The following is a 20,054-nucleotide window of genomic DNA, read 5'->3' on the forward strand; positions in this document are numbered from 1 at the left end:
GCTATCACTTACATTTTCCCAAACACATTTCGTGTGCAAGAAGAAAGGGAACACATGAAGGATGGAAAATTCGTTCTTGATGCGCATACCGGTTTCTGGGATGCCAGCAAAGAGAACATTAAAAATGAATATGGTTTAGCTTTCGCTGAAACATTTTATGCATTTCAGACTGGTTTTAATCCACCAGATCCAAAATGGACAATGGACTTTGATAAAGAGTTCCGTAAGGTAGATCCAGATTGGTATCTCCACCACATGTTCGTACGTGGTGAAATGGATATGGCTATTCTTTCTACACAGGTATTGATGGATTTCTATCACACAGGATTTACAAACTCAAAGCGCAATGCTGAGATGGTTGCTCGCGCACCAGAGCGTCTTATCGGACTTGGTGGAGTAGATCCACGCGATAAGAACGCAACTCGTCACATGCGTGAACAAGTTGAGCAAGATGGCATGAAGGGCTTCAAGTGGTACACCGCTGAATGGCGCGGAGAATCACGCGGTTGGAAAGCAAATGATCCAGCTGTATTCCCTTGCTATGAAGAAGCAATTGCAATGGGCGTTAAGAACATGCACTTCCATAAGGGCCCTGCTGTAGAGCCTCTTTCAATGGAGAAGTTCGACGTCTATGACATTGACGAACCATCATCACTCTATCCAGAACTTAACTTCATTGTGGATCACATTGGTCTTCCACGTTTGGATGAGTTCTGCTGGATTGCTGCACGTTCAACTAACGTGTATGCATCACTTGCAGTTGCGAACGCATTTATTCACAAGCGTCCTCGCTACTTCGGTGAAATGATGGCAAACCTTCTCTTCTGGCTCGGCGAAGACCGCATCATCTGGGGAACAGACTTCCCAATTTGGTACCCACACTGGATTCTTGATGAATTCATGGAATACCAGATCCCAGACGATATCGCTGATGAGTTTGGCGTTCAGCTAACTCCTGAAATCAAGGCAAAGATCATCGGTGGAAACGTCGCACGTCTATACGGCATTGACACCGATGCAAAGCTCAAGAAGATTGAGAACGATGAATTTAGCCAGCGCCGTAAGGAATTCCTTGCGAACAAGGCTTCCTACGTCGGTGCTTAATTCTTAAGCGACCAATTAGTTACTAATAGTTACTAAAAAAGAAAGAAGCCATGTCTACAACATCCATGAGTATCGAAGAAGAAATTCGTACTGCGGCAGGTAGCGTTCCCGATCCTGAAATCCGCAAGACCATGGCTCAGCTAGGCATGATTGATGAAGTAGAGCTGAGGGAGGGTGGTAACGCGATTATCCGTTACCACCTGACCTCGCCTCTCTGCCCTTCCCCTTTCGCCATCTCAATCGGCAAAGAGATACGACGTCGCGTAGAACAAGTTGAAGGCGTCACACGCGCCACAGTTGAAATTCGCGATCACTTTATTGCAAAAGATATTGCTGCCAAGGTCAATGAGGTTGAGATTGCAAAGGATGCACCACCATGGCTATAAGGTATGAAACCGGCAGTACTTATTTTCCTGGCTATGAAACAGCCGAATCAGTTATTGAGTATTTATCAGCAGATGAAGTAGCGCGCAGAAGCCTTAAGAATCGCCGCGAACTCTCACTCTTAGAAATTCCTTCGGTAATGCGCGTTGCATGCATTCTCGCCGAGCGCACCAGAAAACCAGATATTTGGATCCGCAGCGCTGTTACAACACTTGATCGATTCGCGCGCGAGGTCTGCGATGGAGATTTAGAGGCAGCCCTGAAGGCTGGCCAAGCTGATCCACTGACAGCAGAGCTACTGAACCAGAAGTATTTACAGCTGCACCAGGACCTCACTTCAGTCCAACTCGCCGCCCTTATCTTGGGACCAAAGCTCTGGTGGGCATTTCACGGAGTAGATGTTCCTTGGGTTAAGCAGTTCACCACCGTGCCACGTCCACATATTGCAAATAGCAAAAAGGGTGACTTTGACCCGGTCGTGCGTTTGTTAATGCTCAGCCTGGTCGGCACCGGACTTGATTTTGAAGAGCTGGAAAAGATTAAGGTCAAGGATTCTGGCTCATTAGATATTGATGGAAATATTGTGGAAAATCCATATAGCGATCCACTTGTTCTCCAGTTTGAGACAAGCGAGGGACCTCGCATCACCTTCTTAGGCGAAGAGGCTCGGGAAGCGCTCCATCAACAATTAGCTATCCGTAATCCAAAGTCTGAAGATCCACTCTTTGCAGATGCGGCAGATTTCAAGCGATTTATGGAGCATGCTGCCACTCGTTCGGAGTCCATTATTGAGACCGTGAACGGTGTGAATAGCGAGCTATGCAAAACTGTCGGAGATTTCTTCCTTGAGTGGGGAATTCCAGGACGTAATTTCTGGAAAGAGAACGGTCTTACTCGTCCCGAAGATTAAAAACTCGGTACTTGCCGTTTAAAGAATGTTGGCTCAGGTACTAGAACTTGCTGGGCCCGCCATATTAGCTAGCACCACTGCTCTACCTGATTCCAAGCGCGCTATCGGCACTCTAAATGGTGAGCAGGAGACGTAATCAAGGTGCAGTGAGTGGAAGAAGTGAATACTGCGTGGGTCTCCACCGTGTTCACCGCAGACACCAATTTTAAAGTCTGAGGTGTGCGCACGAGCTTGTTCGGTGGCGATGCGCACCAGCAGCCCCACACCATCTTGATCCAGTGATTCAAATGGATTAAATGGCACGAGCTCTAAATCTAGATAGCGCGGCAAGAAGCTGGACTCCACATCATCACGGCTAAAGGCCCAAGTCATCTGGGTTAGGTCATTTGTTCCAAATGAGAAGAAGTCGGCATGGTCTGCGATCTTGCCGGCAGTCATCGCAGCGCGAGGTGTCTCAATCATGCTGCCGATTGGAATATCGAAGTGTTGTCCGGTGCCGGTAAGAGTATTGGCAATTTCTTCTTCCAGCGTCTTGCGCAAGTAGAGAAGTTCTCGCTGAGTGGCAACGAGTGGAACCATAATTTCAGGCATTGGGTTATGGCCAAGCTTTCGAACCTCAAGGCAGGCATGCACAAGGGCTCGCACCTGCATCTTAAATAGTTCTGGAATCAAAATTCCAAGGCGAACTCCACGAAGACCCAGCATTGGATTAGATTCATGCAGGCGCTTAACTGCGGCAAAGACTGCTTGTTGGCGCGGAGAAATTTCTTCTCCGAGTGCTTCCGCGCGCGCCATCTCAGCACTGAGCTCTGCGATGTTAGGTAAGAACTCATGGAGTGGTGGATCAAGAAGTCGGATTGTCACTGGCAGTCCAGACATCGCCATCATGATGCCGACGAAATCTCCACGTTGTAGTGGTTCCATTTCGGCGATGATTCCACGTTGTGCTTCTTCATTTTCAGCCAAAATCAGGCTCTCAACATAGGCACGGCGTGGTCCTAAGAACATATGTTCTGTGCGGCAAAGCCCCACACCTTCGGCGCCGAGAATGCGGGCGCGCACAGCATCTTCTGGGGTATCAGCATTAGTTCGAACCCGCAGCACACGTGAGGCATCTGCATGCTGCAAAATGCGGTCCACCGCCTTTACAACTGGAGTTGCCTGTGGCGAATTAGCATCAAGCTTGCCTTCTAGGTAGGCGGTAACAGGGGAGGCGATCGTTGGAAGGGCACCTAAGTAGACGATGCCACTTGTGCCATCGATAGAGATAACTTCACCTTCATAAACGGTCAGTGCACCGACGGTAAACAAGTTAGCGCGCTCATCAACTGAGATGCTCTCTGTTCCACAGATGGCTGTCTTACCCATTCCACGAGCCACCACAGCTGCGTGAGAAGTCTTGCCACCGCGACTGGTGAGAATTCCTTCAGAGGCAACCATTCCCACTAGATCATCAGGGCTGGTTTCACGTCTTACCAAAATTACCTTGTGGCCGGCGCGTGCTAAATCAAATGCTCGTCTTGAGTCAAAGACAACTTCACCGACGGCCGCACCTGCTGAGGCTGGGATGCCGCGGGCAATTTCTGTCACTTGTCCGGCCAAATCAAATTGCGGGAACATGAGGTGACCTAGCTGCTCACCAGAGATTCTAGAGAGGGCTTCATCCATAGAAATCTTGCCTTCATCGACAAGTTGTAGGGCAACGCGAAATGCTGCTTCGGCGGTGCGCTTTCCTACGCGAGTCTGAAGGATCCAGAGTTTTCCGCGCTCTACTGTGAATTCGATATCGCATAGATCGCGGTAGTGATTTTCCAGAAGTGACATCACTCGCTCTAGCTCTTGGAAAGCCTTTGGCTCGCGCTCATTCATCTCAACTAAAGTCATCGTGTTGCGGATACCGGCAACCACATCTTCACCTTGGGCGCGATCTAGATAATCGCCATAACTACCGTTTTCACCAGTTGCTGGGTTTCTGGTGAAGGCAACGCCTGTTCCAGAATCATCACTGAGATTTCCAAATACCATTGATTGAATATTTACCGCAGTACCTAGATCAGATGGAATGCGCTCACGTTGGCGATAAATCTGGGCGCGCTCTGAATTCCAAGAGTGGAAAACTGCTTCCACAGAACTAATCAGATGCTGGCGTGGATCGGTTGGAAAATCCTTACCGGTCTGGGCTTCAATCTCTCTAATGAGAGCCTGTGATAGGGCTTTTAGGCCATCTACAGTTAACTCTTGAATGCTATTTACGGAATGTGATTCAAGAATTCGAGCTTCAATTTTCTTGAAATCAGCCGGCGGAATGTCGCAGACGATGCGGCCGAACATATCGATGAAGCGGCGGTAGGAATCCCAGGCAAATTTGGCATCACCAGTTTGCTTTGCAAGTGATTCGGCAACTTCTGGAGTCATGCCGACATTGAGAACAGTCTCCATCATGCCTGGCATGGAAAACTTTGCACCAGAGCGAACAGAAACTAAGAGTGGATTCTTCGGATCGCCAAATTTCTTATCAAGCATCTTCTCGAGTTCGCGCAGTGCGCTTTCGATTTCACCAGTGAGGGAAGATGGAATGACGCCAGATGCCAGAAATTCTCGACAAGCTTGGGTGGTGATGGTAAATCCCGGTGGTACCGGAAGACCCATCCGTGTCATCTCGGATAAATTGGCACCTTTGCCACCGAGGAGATCGGCCATAGAGCGATCTCCGAAGGTGAACGGATAAACCAGCGGCGTTGCAGGCATGGACGGATGATACATGCTTTTCAAAACGGGGGACCCAACGCCCTGACATGCCAGAAGCAGCCTGCTGTTGTAGAGTCCGCTCAGAATTCGCCAGTTGAGGAGGAAGCGATGGAGGGGTTGGTCAGCTGTCTCTTGAGCGCCGATGCCTTGAGTGAAATGCGACGGAAGGTTCATCACACCCGTAAAACTGCCTCGCTACCCACAAGTGAGGTAGTCACGGCCGAGATAATTTCTCACGATGTGAGAGTCATTGCCGAGTTTCTTGCCGAAGAGTTTGAAGACGATGTCGTGGAGCTCTTTCGTTCCAGAGTGGCCCCTGATCCGTGGCCGGAGATTACGAGTTGGGATTACCCGGGGCCTTGGGTAAATGCCCACTCGCAAACTCTGGTGCGCATCCTGGATTCAGAAGCGTCAATCAATATATTTTCTAAGAGCGGTTCCTTTTCCCTTCGGATTTCGGCACTGGATTAGGGATAAGTCACCTACCTTTACCTTCGATTTTCGATTATCATTTTGCCATGGCGAAAAAAGTTATCTCTAGACATCGTGCGGCAGCTAAGTTCGGCTGGCTCGGAGCCCTGATTGCTCTTGGATTCACCCTCTTCTGGCCCAGCATCTATCCAACGACAATCATTGTAAACAGTGCCCTTGGATATGTAATTGCCTTCATCATTAACTACTTCTTTCGCATGGCAAAAGGCAAATAAAACTCTCCTAATTTCCTCTTATTAGTGGTGCGCCCTGCTACTTTGGCGCCATGAAAAATACCTTGAAGCAGGGCCTGCCGATATTTGCCATCTCATCGAATATGAGAGCCGGCCTTATTCTCATTGGCCCGTTGCTACCCATCCTTAAAGAAGAATACGGAATCAGCGTCTTTACTGAATCTATTCTGGCTGCAACACCGCTTCTCTGCTTCTCACTTTCCGCAATTTTAATGCGCAGTATTAGCCGTCTAGGAAATACCAATCGCGTTATTTCTTACGCCATCACACTTCTTACACTCTCACTCTTCTTACGTACTACCTTTGATATTGCATCCATCTTGATTTTCTCCATCACACTCGGTATCTCAGTGGCTGTGCTTAACTACATGTTGCCGGTCTGGGTAAAGGAGAATGGCACCTCAAATGCGGGGCTACTGACCGGAATCTATGCCTCTGTTATGGGATCTTGCGCAGCCATTTCACTTGCCATCACCGCACCTCTTGCCGAGGCATCTTCCTACACCTGGCGCCTGGCCATGCTTCCTTGGTTCATCATCGGCGCCCTCACCGCGCTGTGGTGGTGGATCAAGATTCCTAGCTCTTCGGTATCTGATGTTGTTGAAAGCAAGGAAAGTTTCTGGGCAAATCCACTATTTAAGAGCAGCTCTGCTTGGTCGATTACAATCTTGTTCGGTCTGCTGAACATGATTCACTACGCATCAGCGACCTGGTTGCCAACTATCTTGATAACTAAAGGCTTCACCTTGGTCAACGCGGGAATTCTGGTTGCGGTAGCAACGTTGGTGGGATCTCTGCTTAGCTTGGCCGTTCCGCACTTTGCGGCAAAGCGGAAAGATTTCCGCATGGTGTTAATTGTCTTCTCAATCTTCCTGGCGATTTCCTACTTTGCTATCTCAGTTGATACCGGCATAAGCCTCTGGGTATGGGTCATCCTTGGAAATATTGGGGTCTATGTGACCTTCTCAATCGCTTTGTTCTTGGTTGTCTTCCGCGCAGCAGATGCGGCAAAGACCAAGTCACTTTCCATCATGATGCAATCAGTTGGCTATGTGATGGCGACAGTTTCGCCAATCATTCTTGGCAGACTCTTTGACATCACCGGCAATTGGGATCGCGCGCTCTACTTCATCATCGGACTTGCAGCGCTACAGGTATTTGTTGCCATTAAGGCCGGATCTAACGAGAAGGTTTAACTCGCAGCGATAATCTGATTAAGCAAGGGTTTATTTTCAGATAGCAGCTGTAGCTGCTGCGACACCATTGCGCGTGCTCGCGGTTGGAAGGCTCCACTATCTCCGCCCACATGGGGGGAGATGATGACGTTCGGCGCCGACCAGAGCGGATGACCTTCGGGAAGTGGTTCTGGATCGGTCACATCTAAGCCAGCGGTAATGCGCCCGGTGTTGAGTTCGGCAACGAGTGCGTCGGTGTCGACGATGGCACCACGAGCGACGTTAACCAAGGTGGCGCCATCCTTCATCTTCTTTATACGTTCTGCGTTCATAAAGTTCTTTGATTCAGGTGTGAGTGGCAGAATTAAAATAATGACATCGAGCTTTGGAAGATAGGCATCAAATTCTGCAATTTTTATTGAGCCATCGCTACCACTTCGGGTGAAGGCGGTGACTTTAGTTTCAAACATCTCTAACAGGGATGCAATCCGCTTGCCGATATGGCCATAGCCAATGATTCCAACGTGTGAGTCAGCAAGTGCTGGCTTTGTTGTGCGCTTCCAGATGCCCTGCTTCTGGTTATCCATAAACTCGGCAAATCCGCGGCGGCAAGCAATCGCTAGACCAATTGCCAGTTCTGAGGTGGAGACATCGTGAATTCCGGTTCCATTACACAGGCTTACTCCTTGCGGAATGTGGGGCAAGATATCTTCATATCCAGCTTGGTTGTAGTGCACAACCTTAAGGTTTTTCATCTTCGGAATAATTTCAATGGTCTTAAGACCGCCCATATAGCTGGGGACATAGAACTCAATTGCATCAAATTGCGATGCGGATGGAACAAATCCATCAGTTTCTAGGTGTGTCATGCCGGCGGGAAGAGTGAGATCACTCCATTGAGTCCAGATCTTCATTACTTTATTGATCCCATCTTCTCATTGCGCCGAATTATAACCATTTATCACTATGAGCATGATGACAAATCCACGGGCAGATAGAGTGCGACCATGAGCGATTTATCTGCGCAGGTGCGAAAAGCACTCGATGCTGCAGTAGCAGCGATTGGCGGATCAACGCGCGAAGGCCAGATCGAGATGGCCGAAGCAGTTGCGAACGCGCTCACTGATAGACACCACCTCATGGTTCAAGCCGGCACCGGTACGGGCAAGTCACTTGCCTACATTGTTCCCGCACTGGTTCATGGTCGAAAAGTGTTGGTAGCGACAGCAACTCTTGCCCTGCAACGACAGTTGGTAGAACGTGATTTACCAGCAGTTGTGCCAGCGCTGGAAAAAGTGCTGGGGCGCGAGATTACTTATGGAATTTATAAAGGTGTAGGCAACTATGTCTGTCTGCAGAAGATGAATGCCGATGACACCGACCCAGATGGTGAGTTAGTACTGGAATCTTCTTATCTAGAAAAAGATGCCAAGCGCTTGATTGCCTGGGCTAAGACGCCCGGAGTATCAGGTGACCGAGATGATGCACCAGATGTAGATCGCAGAGTATGGGCGGCTAACTCTTTATCAGGACGTGAATGCGTAGGCGCCGATGTCTGTGCCTGGGGCGCGCAATGTTTTGCTGCAAAAGCTAAGGCAAAAGCGCAAGAGGCTGATGTTGTTGTTACCAACCACACCTTGCTTGCTATCGAGATAGTTGATTCGCATCCGATTTTGCCAGAGCGCGATGCCGTGATTTTGGATGAAGCTCATGAATTTATGGATCGCACCACCCAAGCGGTGACTGAAGAGCTCACATCAGGGCGGGTGCAGAGAGCTGCTGCCATGGCTCGCAAATACTCACCTGGCAAGCCAAGTGAGGCGCTGACAAAGGCAGCCGATAGTTTTCATGATGCGATGGCGGATTACGGTGAAAGCGTGAAGAGTGATTTTGCAGCGCAAGGTCGCCTGGAAGATATTCCAAGTATGTTAGAAGCACCGATTCGAAAGTTAAAAGAGAGTGCAACGGCGTTTGTGCAGATACTGAGCGCCGATGATGAAATTATCGATCCTGATAGCAATGCCGAGCGTGCTCGAGTAAAGGGTGCGGTGCAAGAGATTGCAACGACCGCCGGCAAGTTACTCAAGATGGGTGATGAACACGTGCTCTGGTATGAGCCGACATTTTCCACCCTGCATTTAGCACCACTTTCAGTCTCACACGTCTTGCGCAGCAATTTGCTCACTAAGACGCCAGTGATTGCCACCTCTGCCACGTTAACTGTGGGCAATAACTTCGATGCGATGGCACGCAGTATTGGTTTCGTTGTGGGAGGAGATGCTGATGCTGAAAGTGATAGTGAAGATATCGACCCAGCAAATGTGCAGATGCTCGATGTTGGTTCTCCCTTTGATTTTGCTAACCAGGGAGTTCTCTATCTGCCAAAACATTTACCAGAGCCAGGCCGCGATGGTCCGAGCAAAGAGGTACTGGATGAACTCGGGGAACTGATTGACGCTGCAGGCGGGCGCACCCTTGCTCTCTTTAGTTCCTGGCGCGGGGTGGAGGCAGCAGATGCCCACCTGCGTGAAGTATTAGTTGATTTACCGATTTCGATTATCACGCAAAAACGTGGTGATGCGGTGGGGCCTCTGGTAGAGCGTTTTGCTAAAGATGAAACTTCTATCTTGCTCGGCACGATGTCGCTATGGCAGGGCGTGGATGTTCCAGGAAATTCTTGCATTTTAGTTGCCATCGATCGCATTCCATTTCCACGCCCGGATGAACCAGTGATGTCTGCGCGCTCATCACTTGCCGATGCATCAGGCGGTAGTGGATTTATGCAGGTATCAGTACCGCGCGCCGCACTTTTGTTGGCCCAAGGAACTGGTCGTTTGATTCGCAGCATTGAAGACCGGGGCGTTGTGGCAATCCTTGATTCCAGAATTGTCACAAAGCGCTACGGCAGCGTGCTGCTTAACTCGATGCCACCGCTGTGGCGAACAAGTGATGGGGCAGTGGTGCGCGAATCACTTCGCAGACTTGCCTCAAGTGTGGATGAGTAAGTTACTTAATCGCAATCTTTACTGAACCATGGCTCATCTGCCACATTCCAGCTTTGGCTTCTGCTCGATAACCGAGAACACATGTTCCTGGCTTACTTGCCTTAAGAACGTTGGCCTTGATGGAGCAAGATTTAGAGGAAGTCATATACATAACTACTTCACCAAAGTTCGATAACTTCGGAAGTGATTTACTCGAACCGACTTTCAGTGATTTCGGCAGTGCGCCAATCTTCTGGGCTCCCGGTGTAAGGATGAATGGGAAGTTACCTGTTGCCGCCGCTGTGGTTTCATTTCCGGCAGTTGCATAGCCAAGTGCGCATTGCCCTGCGCCTTTGAGGGCGGTCAATGTTCCGTCGGCATAGGAGCATTCAGGTGTGAGAGATGTGAAGGTAATTGGTAGCCCTGATTTAGCAGTTGCCACAATCTTGGCAACTGCGCGGTAAGCCAAGTTACTTGGCACATTGCGAACTAGGGCAGTTCCATTAAGAGTGACAGTGATTTCATCAGCGGGAAGTGTCGGCGCTGGGGCACCGGCTCTAAAAGTAATGGGCAAGAACTTATCTTCGGAAGTATCAGTACCAGCTGTTCGATCTAAACGGAAGAAGAGTCCACATTGGGTAGTTGTGCAATCAACTGTGACGCCCTTACCGGTAATGGATCCAGAAATTTTAATCTTAATCGCACCCGTTGAAATGCTTGAGCCTGGCTCTCCGGTTCCGGTTACCCATAGTTGATTTACGTCATCACACGTTACCGGGCGAGCAGCACCTACTGGTGCGATGCATTGTTGAATATACATTCCAGCTTTTGTTGGAAACTTAGTGAAACCGCCATTGATTGTGTCTCCGGCTGGATTGAGATTTGTCAGGGGCGCACTTGCGAAGGCAAAGGTCTCGGCCTGGGCTGGTGTGGCGATGCCGATGGGGGCAACTAAAGCGATGACGGTAAGTGCGATGAGAGCTTTCTTATGTGCGGTAAACATGTTTCTCCTAGTTTCGTAGCTGATTTACTTCTTAAAGGTGACGGGAATAAATAGATCGTGGGTGCGATCGCCTTCATGCAGGTGATCTGATCTGACTGTGATGGCGCATTTAACTTGGGTGCAGTCGTGCTTACCAATTTTCTTTGTTACTCGAACTTTCTCAACAAAACGTCCACCAGGTGCGAATGCGATTGCTAGCCCAGTGGCATAAGCAGGTGCGTTAGATGAGATCCAATAAGAAGCATCGCCAATACCCTCTTTATTGACTCCACCACCACATGGTGTGGGAGGCTGACCCTTCTTAGGCAGCAGGCAATAAGCGAGATAAATTCCTACAGTTTCATCAAATCCTTTTCCTGATACTGATATCTCTTGCCCGCTCTTCACCTTCGTAGCAGATGCGCTAAATTTTTGGCCATCTGCGCCAACGACAGTGGTGGCAGCCATCGCTGGTGCGGGCAGCGCAGCAGCGATGACGATAACCGTCATTACTACCCACTTCCTACGCATGGTGAGAAGAATAGAGAAGGTGGCACCTAGCTTTATCCGACAACTAGGCCGAAACTTGTCGGCAAAATGTTTGAGAGGATTCATTCATGCGTAAAGAGCGAAGTGTGATCACCTTAGGTGTTCTCATAATCACATCGGTTGCGCTCTTACTTACCGGTTGCAGCAAGGTGCAATCAAAGGCAATTGAGATTTCATCGGCGCAAGTGACCACCATTGAAAGTAGTGAAAGTCCGGTAGCGCAGAAAGTTGTGGCACTTGCCAATGGCGCCGGAGAGATTATTTCTGCCATGGGATATAAATCAATTCTGATTGGCCGCGATATAGCAAGTACTGATGCAGACCTGAGAAAGGTGCCGGTAGTGACATCCGGACACCAAGTGATTGCGGAGAAGATAATCGCCCTCACACCAGATCTGGTCATTATTGATAAATCCACCGGCCCGCAAAGCGCGCTCGATGCGCTAGCGGTAGCCGGAATTCGGGTAGTGAAAACGCCAGAGGCATGGACGTTAAGTGATCTGCCGGCAAAGGTTGGCGCCGTTGCCGATGCAATCGGGGCGCCGGCAAGTGGGACTGCCCTGAGCGCGGCAATGAATTCATCCCTTGCAAAAATCGGTGCTGCTAAAGGAAAGAGTCGAGTCGTCTTTCTCTATCTTCGCGGTGGCAGTTCCATCTATTTAATTGGTGGAAAAGGATCAGGTGCTGATTCGTTAATCACAGCAATCGGGGCGCAAGATGTTGGGGCAGCAACGCTTGCTAATCCATTTAACGCTATGACAAGTGAGCTCATTGCTTCACTGAATCCTGATGTCATTCTTGTGATGAGCAAGGGGCTGCAATCAGTCGGTGGCCTCAAGGGATTGGTAGAACTTCCCGGAATCGCACAGACTGATGCCGGTAAGAATAAGCGAGTGATTGCCGTCGATGATTCACTGCTGCTCTCTTTTGGTCCGCGCACCCCTGATTTATTAATTAAGTTAAGTGCGGCAATGGCAAAGGCGATGAAGTGATGAAAAAGATTGCGCCACTGATTCTTTTACTTCCCATTATCTCTATCGTTGCGCTATCACTCGGTGCGACCGAGGTAAGTGAACTTTTTCGATATATCTTTAATCCATTTCTTAATCCGGAGAGCGCATCACACCAAATTATTTGGCAGATTCGCGCACCGCGTGTGGGAGCAGCGATTTTGATTGGCGCCGCACTGGGTATGGCCGGCTGCCTTGCTCAGAGTTCAACCAATAACCCCTTGGCAGATCCAGCAATTCTTGGAACATCAGCAGGTGCTTCACTTGGAGTTCTACTTGGGGTACTGACCAACTTAGTCAGCATCGGCTCAGCCGGCGCCGTTGTCTGCGCAGCAATTGGTGCGATGGCGGCAACGTTGCTGACATTTTCACTCGCTCGCTCTGCGTTGCAGCTAATTACGATTGGCATTGGCGTCTCGGCAATTCTGAGTGCAATTGTGGGGCTCACACTTTCAGCGGTGAGCAGACCAGATGCGCGTTCTATCTCATTCTGGTCATTTGGTTCACTCTCACTGGTGAGCAGCAAGACGCTCTACGTACTAGCCCCAGTGCTCGTCATCGCTGCTGTGATTGCCTGGAAGATTGCGCCAACCCTTGATCTACTTTCGATAGGTGATGCATCGGTAAGACACATCGGACATAACGCACAACGCATTCGCTTATCCGCATTTGCCATCTTGGCAGTTCTTGTTGCAGTGACTGTCTCCAGCGTTGGCTCCATTGCATTCCTAGCTCTGGCTGCGCCACACATAGCGCGCTACTTATGTGGCCCACGCAATCGGGTGCTAGTGATTTATTCAGGACTCATTGGCGCACTTATTCTCCTCATTGCCGATACTGCAGCGCGTTCTGCAATTCCACCATTTGAACTTCCGATTGGCCTTTTGACATCACTGATTGGTGCACCGATTTTGATCCTCACTCTTAAAAAAAGTGGTGACATATGGCGCTAATTACGATTGAGAAAGTCTCCATTATTCGTGGTGGCAAGAACGTCCTTACCGATTTCAGCGCCAGTATTGAACCGGGAAAGATCACGGCAATCATCGGGCCCAATGGCAGCGGGAAGAGCACATTGCTCGGAGCTTTGGCCGGAGATCTGCCTATTGCTTCTGGGGTGATCACTATTGCTGGTCGCGATCTAAAAGAGATTTCGGTAGCCGAACAAGCACAGTTACGCAGTGTTGTCTTACAAAATAGAAATTACTGGCTTTCCTACACCGCCCGGGAACTGATCGAAATGGGCCAAGGACCAGCCGAACTTGCGCGCGTGGACGCTGTGATGCAGCGCCTTGATATGACTAGATTTGAAAACCAGAGCGTTACTACTTTATCTGGGGGAGAAGCACAGCGAGTTGAAATTGCGCGGGCGTTGATACTAGATACCCCCATCTATTTATTAGATGAACCCTTATCGGCGCAGGATGTGCAGAGTAAAGCGCGGATTATTGCGCTCTTACAAGAGTTGCGTGATCAAGGGCGAACAGTTTTGGTGATTGCCCATATTGATAAGAGCTCTTTATCCTGGTGTGATCAGATCATCGATACATTGGCGCAATAACGGCCAACTCTTAGCAAAGCTAGGGTGCAAGGGCAGGCGCGTAACGTCATCGAATTTCACCCAGCGCACTTCAAATGATTCATCGTTGAGTTCATGGCCCTCAAGTGATTGATTTGCGCGGGCAATCACTGTTGAGTAACTCCAGCCCTGGTGATCATCGGTAAAGGTATGAAGCGGCTCTAGATCACCTGGGTTGATGCCAGTTTCTTCTACCGCTTCCCGAATCGCACCTTCCATGACACTTTCATGCGAATCTCGCGCGCCACCTGGAATTCCCCAAGTGTCTCCGTTATGCACCCATGGTGCGCGATGCTGCAAGAAGATAGCGCCGTCACGAATAATGAGTAGCCCTGCTGCGCCGTGAACGCCCCAATGTTTGGAGCCACATACGCATTGGATCCATCCATCTCCATCGCGGGCCGCCATGGTCCTACTTTCTCATATCTATCCACAACCAGCACGATTGAATCGTTTCTGCGCGCTCAAGGGAATTAACCTCCCGCGCATGAAGAGATTCCTAGTAATCGCATTACTACTGACGACTATTTCACCTTCAGCGCATGCCCAAGATTGCATCGAGCGAGCATGTATTGATGTCTATACCCAGGACGGCAAGATTGTCATTGAAGGGCGTAAAGGAACGGGTGCAGTGCAAAAGAAAGAGGTAGCACCGGCTCCGAGTAAGACCAGAAAGCCAATCATCAAGAGAACATTTACCCCACCGCCGAAACCAACCGGGAGTGCAAAACCAAAGATTATTACCGCTACTAAAAAACCAATAGTGAAAAAACGGGTAAAGCCCGAAGTAGCCCCCACGGCCACATCGCTGAGCGATAAGTTGATTGAAATTCTGCCCACTGCTGGTATCGCTTATTCCCCTTCATTTCAGCCGCTCATTAAAGTGCCGGTCTTCTTCTGGTCCGATATTCCAACTATTGTTACCAAAAAGATTGAAATCGTGGGCGAAGTTGTTGAGGTATCACTTAAGCCCACCTTCATCTGGCATTACGGCGATGGCATCTTCTTTATCACTCGCGATGCTGGTGCACCTTTTCCAGATGGGCAGATCCAACATGCATATTCCAATCCGGGGCACTACCTCATCCAACTCGTTACAAGTTGGGATGGTGAATTCACGGTGCAAGGTGTGAAAAATCGGATTCCCGGAAAGATTGAATCAGTCTCAATTCTGCCGATCACAGTTGTTGCTGCACCTACTCGTTTCATTCCTGCTACTTCACTTCATCGATAAGAAAGGCTTCCCATGACCACCCTGACTTCACCGCATGATCTGCTCGCTGCTATTCCATTTCTGATTGGCTACCACCCAAGTAATTCACTTGTTCTAGTTGCACTGAATACTGACTCAGTTGATAAAGATGCCGTTGGCATGGCGATGCGGGTGGACTTGCCCGTTGACCTATCGTGTGAAAGCTATGACCTACTTGCCTCACACTTCACCCGCGAAAAAGCTGATGGCGCACTGCTTGTCGCCTACACACCCGCCGAATCGGCAGCCGGTGAGTCAGTGCTGATAAATGCCAGTGCTGCACTGATGCGAGCCGGCATTGAGATTAGAGAGTCACTGCTTGTGCAAAGTGATCGCTTTCGTTCACTTCTCTGTATTGATTCAGATTGTTGTCCACCAGAAGGCAGCCCAGTTCCAGAAATTGATTCATCGCGCATCGCCGCCGAGCACGTTATTGCCGGACACCCCATGCCCTTTGCCACCGTTGCTGAGCTGATTCATTCAATTTCTGCGCTGCCTTCTGCCGCCCATGAGTCTTGGTTGAGTGAGGTCAACCAATTCATTATTGCTAGCGATGCGAAAGAGTTAAATCACCTGCAACGAGATGGTGCAACGGCTGTCATTGATTTAGCAGGTGAATATCACGTGGGCAGGGGCGCAGAAGATCGCGAATTGGCTGCCAGAGTCATTGGCCGCATGAGTGATATTCAAGTGCGTGATTTCGCACTGGGTAGTCACAGCCTTGAGAGTGCAGATTCTTACTGGCGGATGTGGCGCGATTTATTAGTCATTGCACCCAGTGGTTTTGTCGCCCCCATTGCATCGGTCTTTGCCGCCCTTGCCTATGAACGCGGCGAGGGCGCCCTAGCCCAGAAGGCCCTCGATCGTGCGCTGGCAGATAACCCGAGCTACTCACTAGCGGTGCTACTGCGGCGAGTATTTACGGTGGGCTGGCCGGCGAAATCCTTTACCAAGATGCGGGCAGAGCTACACCCCAAAGTAGTTGCCACAATTTTCGGGTAATATTTGCACTGGTCACGAGTTCTAGTTGAAAGCCCCGGCTGACTAGACGGCAACCCTCCACCGCGGTGGGGTGCTCCGGGTGACGACCAGGCAGAGCTCTTAGCTGCAAGTGCGTGAAGGATTTATTAATGAGCAGAAAAGCTAACTTCGATGTCACCGGTGCGTGGCTTGAAGGTGATGATCCAGGTGATCGTAAATTTATCAAGATTGGTGATTTACTTCTTGAAAATGGCGAAACTCTGCCTGATATCACCATTGCCTATCAAAGCTGGGGCACGTTAAACGCTGATAAGTCGAATGCAATTTTAGTTAACCATGCCATGACCGGTTGGTCTGATGTTCCCGGATGGTGGCCACAAATGGTGGGCCCGGGGCTGCCATTTGATACCGATAAATACTTTGTGCTCTGTCCCAATGTCATTGGTGGTTGCCAAGGTTCAACTGGGCCAGCAAGTATTGCCCCTGATGGAAAACGTTATGGTTCCCGCTTTCCGATCGTGACTATTCGCGACATGGTCAGCGCCGAGATTGCTTTTAGTGATGCGCTCGGAATCGATAAATACTTACTTGCAGTGGGTCCTTCACTCGGTGGCATGCGTTCCCTGGAATGGGCGGTGCAGTTACCGGAGCGAGTCAGTGCCATCTGCACCATCGGATCCTCAGCCGTTGCCACCGGGGATCAAATCGGAACGTTTTCGGTGCAGATTCAGGCGATTAAATCTGATCCTTACTTCAACGGTGGCGATTACTACGAACAAGAGCGAGGCCCGGTCGATGGCATGGGAATTGCGCGCCGGATTGCCCATCTGACATATCGCACCGAATCTGAGATGGATGTGAGATTTGGTCGCCAACTACAAGGAGATGAGACTGGGCGCTATGCCGTGCAGTCATATCTGGACCATCAGGCCAATAAGCTGGCTAAACGCTTTGATGCCAATACCTATATTGCTCTCACTGATGCGATGAATTCTCACGATATCGGTCGGGAGCGCGGTGGCGTGGTCAAGGCCCTGGCCAGCGTGAAAGTTCCAGTGGTGGTTGTCTCCATCGATACTGATCGCCTCTTCGTCCCTCGACTTCAGGTTGAGATTTCAGAGCTGGTTCCGACCGCCGAGCCGCCGATTGTCATCAGTTCCGAGTTCGGCCATGACGGATTTTTGGTGGAGAGTGAAGCCATGGGCGCTGCTATTCGCCACGCCTTGCATGTTGCGGGTACAATATAGGTATTACTTCGAGCAGTTCGAAGAAAAACCAAAAGGACAATTGTGGCTGTATTTAGTGCGCTCAAAAACAAGGCAAAGAGCAAGAAAGCTGCTCCAGCAAAGAAGTCTGCTGCAAAAAAAGCTGTTGCCAAGAAGGCTCCTGCGAAAAAGGCCGTTGCTAAAAAGGGCGTTGCTAAGAAAGCACCTGCGAAGAAGGTTGCTGCTAAGCCGGTAAAGCCAGCAAAGATTGAAATTAAGAAAGAACTCACCGTAAAAGAGATTCAGCAGCTCGTTGATTTAAAGAACGCTATTGCGCGCCAGAAAGAGATCATCGATTCTCTCGCCGCAAGTGGCATTGATAACTATCGCAAGGCGGTTAAGAAAGAATTTATGCCGTTGGCACTGGAAGCTCGCGCACTTGATGGCGAAATTCCAGAGGCAACAGAGAAGGCTCGCAAAGCTGGTCTCGGTGCTCCAAGTCGCATTCTTTCAAAGGCGCAGCTAGCCCTGATTGCCCCAAAGGTGGAGGCGAAAGCAGAAGCGCACAAGAGTGAGAAAGTCGCCATTGTGCTCGATGAAGATGGCAATGAAATTGTTGTCGAAGAAGTTGAATTAGAAGATGTCGAGACGCTGATTGCAGAAGCTTCAGAAATTGTTGATGCTGAATCAGATGGTAAGGATCAGCCGCGCGTTGTCACCCTTTCGGATGAGACTAAGAATGAAGCGGGCTCATTTACCCTCCTTGACTCTGATGCCGATGATGAAGAAGAAGATAAGAACGAACGTGAGAAGCATAAGAAGGATCTCAAGAATGTAAATCTCGTCCTGGAAGCTATCAACGGCAAGATTCAGGGAGTAGAGCTTCCACCGAAGAGCAATATCGATCAGGTAGAAGCAAAGGCACTTACCTTTAAGCAGATTCAACAGCAATTTGCGATGAGCACCTTTAATGAGAAGTCCGCAAAACTCATCGCTGAAGCGGTTAATCAGGGCCACCTCAAGAACTTAGAAGATTTGCAGTACTTCTTTAATGAGCAAGCTCGATTTATTCAGATTGAAATCAAGCGCCTGCCACCAGAACAGACAGTGCTTACAGCTGGTGCTACCGCAGACCCAGTAAAGGATTACCTGAAGCAGATCGGTCGCGTGGCACTACTTAATGCCGAACTTGAAGTTGAACTTGCTACGCGCGTTGAAGCTGGGCTATTTGCGGAAGAAGCTTTAAAGCACACTAAGAAGCTAGAGAAGAAGATGAAGCGCGAGCTGGAGTGGATTGTCGAAGATGGAAAGCGCGCCAAGAATCACTTGTTGGAAGCAAACCTTCGTTTGGTGGTCTCACTTGCTAAGCGTTATACCGGTCGCGGAATGCTCTTCCTTGATCTGATTCAAGAAGGAAACCTCGGTCTTATCCGCGCAGTAGAGAAGTTTGACTACACCAAGGGTTACAAGTTCTCTACCTATGCCACCTGGTGGATCCGCCAGGCAATTACCCGCGCCATGGCCGATCAAGCTCGCACCATTCGTATTCCAGTACACATGGTTGAAGTAATTAATAAGTTAGCTCGCGTGCAGCGCCAGATGCTGCAAGATCTGGGTCGCGAACCGACACCGGAAGAACTTGCTAAAGAACTTGATATGACACCGGAGAAGGTGGTCGAAGTTCAGAAGTATGGCCGTGAGCCAATCTCACTTCACACCCCACTGGGTGAAGAAGGAGACTCTGAATTCGGAGACCTCATTGAAGATTCAGAGGCGGTTAAGCCAGAAGAGTCAGTCACCTTTACTATCTTGCAGGAGCAGTTGATGCAGGTGCTGGGCGGGCTTACCAACCGCGAAGCCGATGTTATTAAGGCTCGCTATGGACTTACTGATGGACAGCCTAAAACTCTTGATGAAATCGGCAAGGTTCACGGTGTTACTCGTGAGCGTATTCGCCAGATTGAATCTAAGACGATGTCAAAGCTGCGCCACCCATCTCGTTCGCAATCACTGCGCGATTATCTGGATTAACACCAGATGGCCGATGCCCAAGCCTTTATCAATCCTAAGAGCGGATCTATTCGCATCACTGGGGTAGTAGAGCTAGTCGATGCTGATGGCAAAGTGCTTGAAACTATCGAGAATCCAAAGTTCTGCGGTTGTGGTCAATCAAAAGAAAAACCCCTATGCGATGGTTCGCATAAGGGCATTCTCAAAGAGTAATTACTTTACTTCAACCAACTTCTCTGACTCATCCTGAATCGCTGCCGCTACCGCCTTTAGCTTTTCCGCATATTCCTTGCCGTGATGGGCACAGAACATGAGTTCACCACCATTGAGCAGAGTTGCACGCACATAAGCTTGTGCACCACAACGATCGCATCGATCGAGGGCATTCAGAGGTGTGGATTCGAGGATTACTTGCTCGGTCATCGCGCTCTCATTTCGCTTAGTGGGAAGTTCTGG

General features: G+C 49.6%; 21 protein-coding genes and 1 riboswitch. Of the genes, 15 read left to right on the top strand and 6 right to left on the bottom strand.

The features are described 5' to 3' along the window. Positions 1-54 precede the first annotated feature (54 nt). Genes A1sIA79_RS02290 through A1sIA79_RS02300 form a run of 3 tightly spaced genes read left to right on the top strand, consistent with a single transcriptional unit; the run spans position 55 to position 2,398 of the window. Positions 55-1,104 carry an amidohydrolase family protein gene (locus A1sIA79_RS02290; protein ID WP_095674620.1) on the top strand — a complete coding sequence of 350 codons (1,050 nt, stop codon included), beginning with the start codon at positions 55-57 and terminating at the stop codon, positions 1,102-1,104. A gap of 50 nt (positions 1,105-1,154) precedes the next feature. Further along, entirely contained in the window at positions 1,155-1,490 is a 336-nt protein-coding gene (locus A1sIA79_RS02295) for a metal-sulfur cluster assembly factor (protein ID WP_095674621.1), read from the top strand. Continuing rightward, complete coding sequence (locus A1sIA79_RS02300) at positions 1,481-2,398, top strand: hypothetical protein (RefSeq protein WP_095674622.1); 918 nt, start codon at positions 1,481-1,483, stop codon at positions 2,396-2,398. The genes A1sIA79_RS02295 and A1sIA79_RS02300 overlap by 10 nt, the downstream gene beginning before the upstream one ends. Before the next feature lie 33 nt (positions 2,399-2,431). Here the strand turns inward: A1sIA79_RS02300 and ppdK are convergent, their stop codons facing one another. Then, complete coding sequence (ppdK, locus tag A1sIA79_RS02305) at positions 2,432-5,146, bottom strand: pyruvate, phosphate dikinase (protein ID WP_095674623.1); 2,715 nt, start codon at positions 5,144-5,146, stop codon at positions 2,432-2,434. A gap of 108 nt (positions 5,147-5,254) precedes the next feature. Between ppdK and A1sIA79_RS02310 the strand changes: the two genes are divergently transcribed. From A1sIA79_RS02310 to A1sIA79_RS02320, 3 genes are read left to right on the top strand one after another with little or no spacing between them, the layout of a single operon-like run. After that, positions 5,255-5,617 (top strand): hypothetical protein, encoded by a 363-nt coding sequence (locus tag A1sIA79_RS02310; RefSeq protein WP_150122979.1) that lies wholly within the window; start codon positions 5,255-5,257, stop codon positions 5,615-5,617. Between the two features lie 47 nt (positions 5,618-5,664). Beyond that, positions 5,665-5,853: a hypothetical protein gene (locus A1sIA79_RS02315; protein ID WP_095674625.1), complete on the top strand. Its 189-nt coding sequence runs from the start codon at positions 5,665-5,667 to the stop codon at positions 5,851-5,853. Positions 5,854-5,903: 50 nt separating this feature from the next. Then, positions 5,904-7,067: an MFS transporter gene (locus tag A1sIA79_RS02320; protein WP_095674626.1), complete on the top strand. Its 1,164-nt coding sequence runs from the start codon at positions 5,904-5,906 to the stop codon at positions 7,065-7,067. Here the strand turns inward: A1sIA79_RS02320 and A1sIA79_RS02325 are convergent. Further along, positions 7,064-7,960 carry a 2-hydroxyacid dehydrogenase gene (locus A1sIA79_RS02325; protein ID WP_095674627.1) on the bottom strand — a complete coding sequence of 299 codons (897 nt, stop codon included), beginning with the start codon at positions 7,958-7,960 and terminating at the stop codon, positions 7,064-7,066. The genes A1sIA79_RS02320 and A1sIA79_RS02325 overlap by 4 nt on opposite strands. A gap of 93 nt (positions 7,961-8,053) precedes the next feature. Here A1sIA79_RS02325 and A1sIA79_RS02330 point away from each other — a divergent pair, with 93 nt between their 5' ends. Then, entirely contained in the window at positions 8,054-10,051 is a 1,998-nt protein-coding gene (locus tag A1sIA79_RS02330; RefSeq protein ID WP_095674628.1) for an ATP-dependent DNA helicase, read from the top strand. A 1-nt stretch (position 10,052) separates the two neighbouring features. On the opposite strand, the gene A1sIA79_RS02335 is transcribed toward A1sIA79_RS02330, so the two are convergent. After that, positions 10,053-11,033 (bottom strand): hypothetical protein, encoded by a 981-nt coding sequence (locus A1sIA79_RS02335; protein WP_095674629.1) that lies wholly within the window; start codon positions 11,031-11,033, stop codon positions 10,053-10,055. 24 nt (positions 11,034-11,057) lie between these two features. After that, positions 11,058-11,522: a hypothetical protein gene (locus A1sIA79_RS02340; RefSeq protein ID WP_095674630.1), complete on the bottom strand. Its 465-nt coding sequence runs from the start codon at positions 11,520-11,522 to the stop codon at positions 11,058-11,060. Positions 11,523-11,629: 107 nt separating this feature from the next. Here A1sIA79_RS02340 and A1sIA79_RS02345 point away from each other — a divergent pair, with 107 nt between their 5' ends. Genes A1sIA79_RS02345 through A1sIA79_RS02355 form a run of 3 tightly spaced genes read left to right on the top strand, consistent with a single transcriptional unit; the run spans position 11,630 to position 14,132 of the window. Beyond that, the gene (locus A1sIA79_RS02345; RefSeq protein WP_095674631.1) at positions 11,630-12,553 is read left to right on the top strand and encodes a heme/hemin ABC transporter substrate-binding protein; all 924 of its coding nucleotides are present in this window, start codon (positions 11,630-11,632) and stop codon (positions 12,551-12,553) included. Next, positions 12,553-13,524, top strand: coding sequence for a FecCD family ABC transporter permease (locus tag A1sIA79_RS02350; protein ID WP_095674632.1), 972 nt, complete (start codon positions 12,553-12,555; stop codon positions 13,522-13,524). The genes A1sIA79_RS02345 and A1sIA79_RS02350 overlap by 1 nt, the downstream gene beginning before the upstream one ends. Then, positions 13,515-14,132: an ABC transporter ATP-binding protein gene (locus A1sIA79_RS02355; protein ID WP_095674633.1), complete on the top strand. Its 618-nt coding sequence runs from the start codon at positions 13,515-13,517 to the stop codon at positions 14,130-14,132. Before A1sIA79_RS02350 ends, A1sIA79_RS02355 begins: the two co-directional genes overlap by 10 nt. On the opposite strand, the gene A1sIA79_RS02360 is transcribed toward A1sIA79_RS02355, so the two are convergent. Next, positions 14,091-14,558 (bottom strand): NUDIX hydrolase, encoded by a 468-nt coding sequence (locus A1sIA79_RS02360; protein ID WP_095674634.1) that lies wholly within the window; start codon positions 14,556-14,558, stop codon positions 14,091-14,093. The genes A1sIA79_RS02355 and A1sIA79_RS02360 overlap by 42 nt on opposite strands. A gap of 79 nt (positions 14,559-14,637) precedes the next feature. Here A1sIA79_RS02360 and A1sIA79_RS02365 point away from each other — a divergent pair, with 79 nt between their 5' ends. From A1sIA79_RS02365 to A1sIA79_RS02385, 5 genes are all read left to right on the top strand, one after another. Next, positions 14,638-15,384, top strand: coding sequence for a hypothetical protein (locus tag A1sIA79_RS02365; RefSeq protein ID WP_125918786.1), 747 nt, complete (start codon positions 14,638-14,640; stop codon positions 15,382-15,384). Between the two features lie 12 nt (positions 15,385-15,396). Further along, positions 15,397-16,404, top strand: coding sequence for a DUF4192 domain-containing protein (locus A1sIA79_RS02370; protein ID WP_095674636.1), 1,008 nt, complete (start codon positions 15,397-15,399; stop codon positions 16,402-16,404). 10 nt (positions 16,405-16,414) lie between these two features. Beyond that, positions 16,415-16,522: riboswitch (SAM riboswitch) on the top strand. 10 nt (positions 16,523-16,532) lie between these two features. Next, entirely contained in the window at positions 16,533-17,630 is a 1,098-nt protein-coding gene (gene metX, locus A1sIA79_RS02375; protein WP_095674637.1) for a homoserine O-acetyltransferase MetX, read from the top strand. Between the two features lie 42 nt (positions 17,631-17,672). Then, a complete protein-coding gene (locus A1sIA79_RS02380; RefSeq protein ID WP_095674638.1) occupies positions 17,673-19,619 on the top strand; it encodes an RNA polymerase sigma factor in 1,947 nt (648 codons plus the stop codon). A gap of 6 nt (positions 19,620-19,625) precedes the next feature. After that, on the top strand, positions 19,626-19,811 hold the full coding sequence (locus tag A1sIA79_RS02385; RefSeq protein ID WP_095674639.1) for a CDGSH iron-sulfur domain-containing protein: 186 nt from the start codon (positions 19,626-19,628) through the stop codon (positions 19,809-19,811). Here A1sIA79_RS02385 and A1sIA79_RS02390 read toward each other — a convergent pair whose 3' ends face one another. Continuing rightward, positions 19,812-20,021 (bottom strand): DUF7455 domain-containing protein, encoded by a 210-nt coding sequence (locus A1sIA79_RS02390; protein WP_095674640.1) that lies wholly within the window; start codon positions 20,019-20,021, stop codon positions 19,812-19,814. Positions 20,022-20,054: the final 33 nt, after the last annotated feature.

It is taken from the genome of Candidatus Planktophila versatilis, from assembly GCF_002288105.1.
Classification (GTDB): domain Bacteria; phylum Actinomycetota; class Actinomycetes; order Nanopelagicales; family Nanopelagicaceae; genus Planktophila; species Planktophila versatilis.

Bases quoted from the DNA above. Each gene is read 5' to 3' on its own strand.
- A1sIA79_RS02355 (WP_095674633.1), top strand. From the start codon at position 13,515: ATGGCGCTAATTACGATTGAGAAAGTCTCCATTATTCGTGGTGGCAAG.
- A1sIA79_RS02315 (WP_095674625.1), top strand. From the start codon at position 5,665: ATGGCGAAAAAAGTTATCTCTAGACATCGTGCGGCAGCTAAGTTCGGC.
- metX (WP_095674637.1), top strand. From the start codon at position 16,533: ATGAGCAGAAAAGCTAACTTCGATGTCACCGGTGCGTGGCTTGAAGGT.
- A1sIA79_RS02370 (WP_095674636.1), top strand. From the start codon at position 15,397: ATGACCACCCTGACTTCACCGCATGATCTGCTCGCTGCTATTCCATTT.
- A1sIA79_RS02300 (WP_095674622.1), top strand. From the start codon at position 1,481: ATGGCTATAAGGTATGAAACCGGCAGTACTTATTTTCCTGGCTATGAA.
- A1sIA79_RS02320 (WP_095674626.1), top strand. From the start codon at position 5,904: ATGAAAAATACCTTGAAGCAGGGCCTGCCGATATTTGCCATCTCATCG.
- A1sIA79_RS02385 (WP_095674639.1), top strand. From the start codon at position 19,626: ATGGCCGATGCCCAAGCCTTTATCAATCCTAAGAGCGGATCTATTCGC.
- A1sIA79_RS02330 (WP_095674628.1), top strand. From the start codon at position 8,054: ATGAGCGATTTATCTGCGCAGGTGCGAAAAGCACTCGATGCTGCAGTA.
- A1sIA79_RS02345 (WP_095674631.1), top strand. From the start codon at position 11,630: ATGCGTAAAGAGCGAAGTGTGATCACCTTAGGTGTTCTCATAATCACA.
- A1sIA79_RS02290 (WP_095674620.1), top strand. From the start codon at position 55: ATGAAGGATGGAAAATTCGTTCTTGATGCGCATACCGGTTTCTGGGAT.
- A1sIA79_RS02360 (WP_095674634.1), bottom strand. From the start codon at position 14,558: ATGGCGGCCCGCGATGGAGATGGATGGATCCAATGCGTATGTGGCTCC.
- A1sIA79_RS02310 (WP_150122979.1), top strand. From the start codon at position 5,255: ATGGAGGGGTTGGTCAGCTGTCTCTTGAGCGCCGATGCCTTGAGTGAA.
- ppdK (WP_095674623.1), bottom strand. From the start codon at position 5,146: ATGCCTGCAACGCCGCTGGTTTATCCGTTCACCTTCGGAGATCGCTCT.
- A1sIA79_RS02295 (WP_095674621.1), top strand. From the start codon at position 1,155: ATGTCTACAACATCCATGAGTATCGAAGAAGAAATTCGTACTGCGGCA.
- A1sIA79_RS02325 (WP_095674627.1), bottom strand. From the start codon at position 7,960: ATGAAGATCTGGACTCAATGGAGTGATCTCACTCTTCCCGCCGGCATG.
- A1sIA79_RS02340 (WP_095674630.1), bottom strand. From the start codon at position 11,522: ATGACGGTTATCGTCATCGCTGCTGCGCTGCCCGCACCAGCGATGGCT.
- A1sIA79_RS02365 (WP_125918786.1), top strand. From the start codon at position 14,638: ATGAAGAGATTCCTAGTAATCGCATTACTACTGACGACTATTTCACCT.
- A1sIA79_RS02390 (WP_095674640.1), bottom strand. From the start codon at position 20,021: ATGACCGAGCAAGTAATCCTCGAATCCACACCTCTGAATGCCCTCGAT.
- A1sIA79_RS02350 (WP_095674632.1), top strand. From the start codon at position 12,553: ATGAAAAAGATTGCGCCACTGATTCTTTTACTTCCCATTATCTCTATC.
- A1sIA79_RS02335 (WP_095674629.1), bottom strand. From the start codon at position 11,033: ATGTTTACCGCACATAAGAAAGCTCTCATCGCACTTACCGTCATCGCT.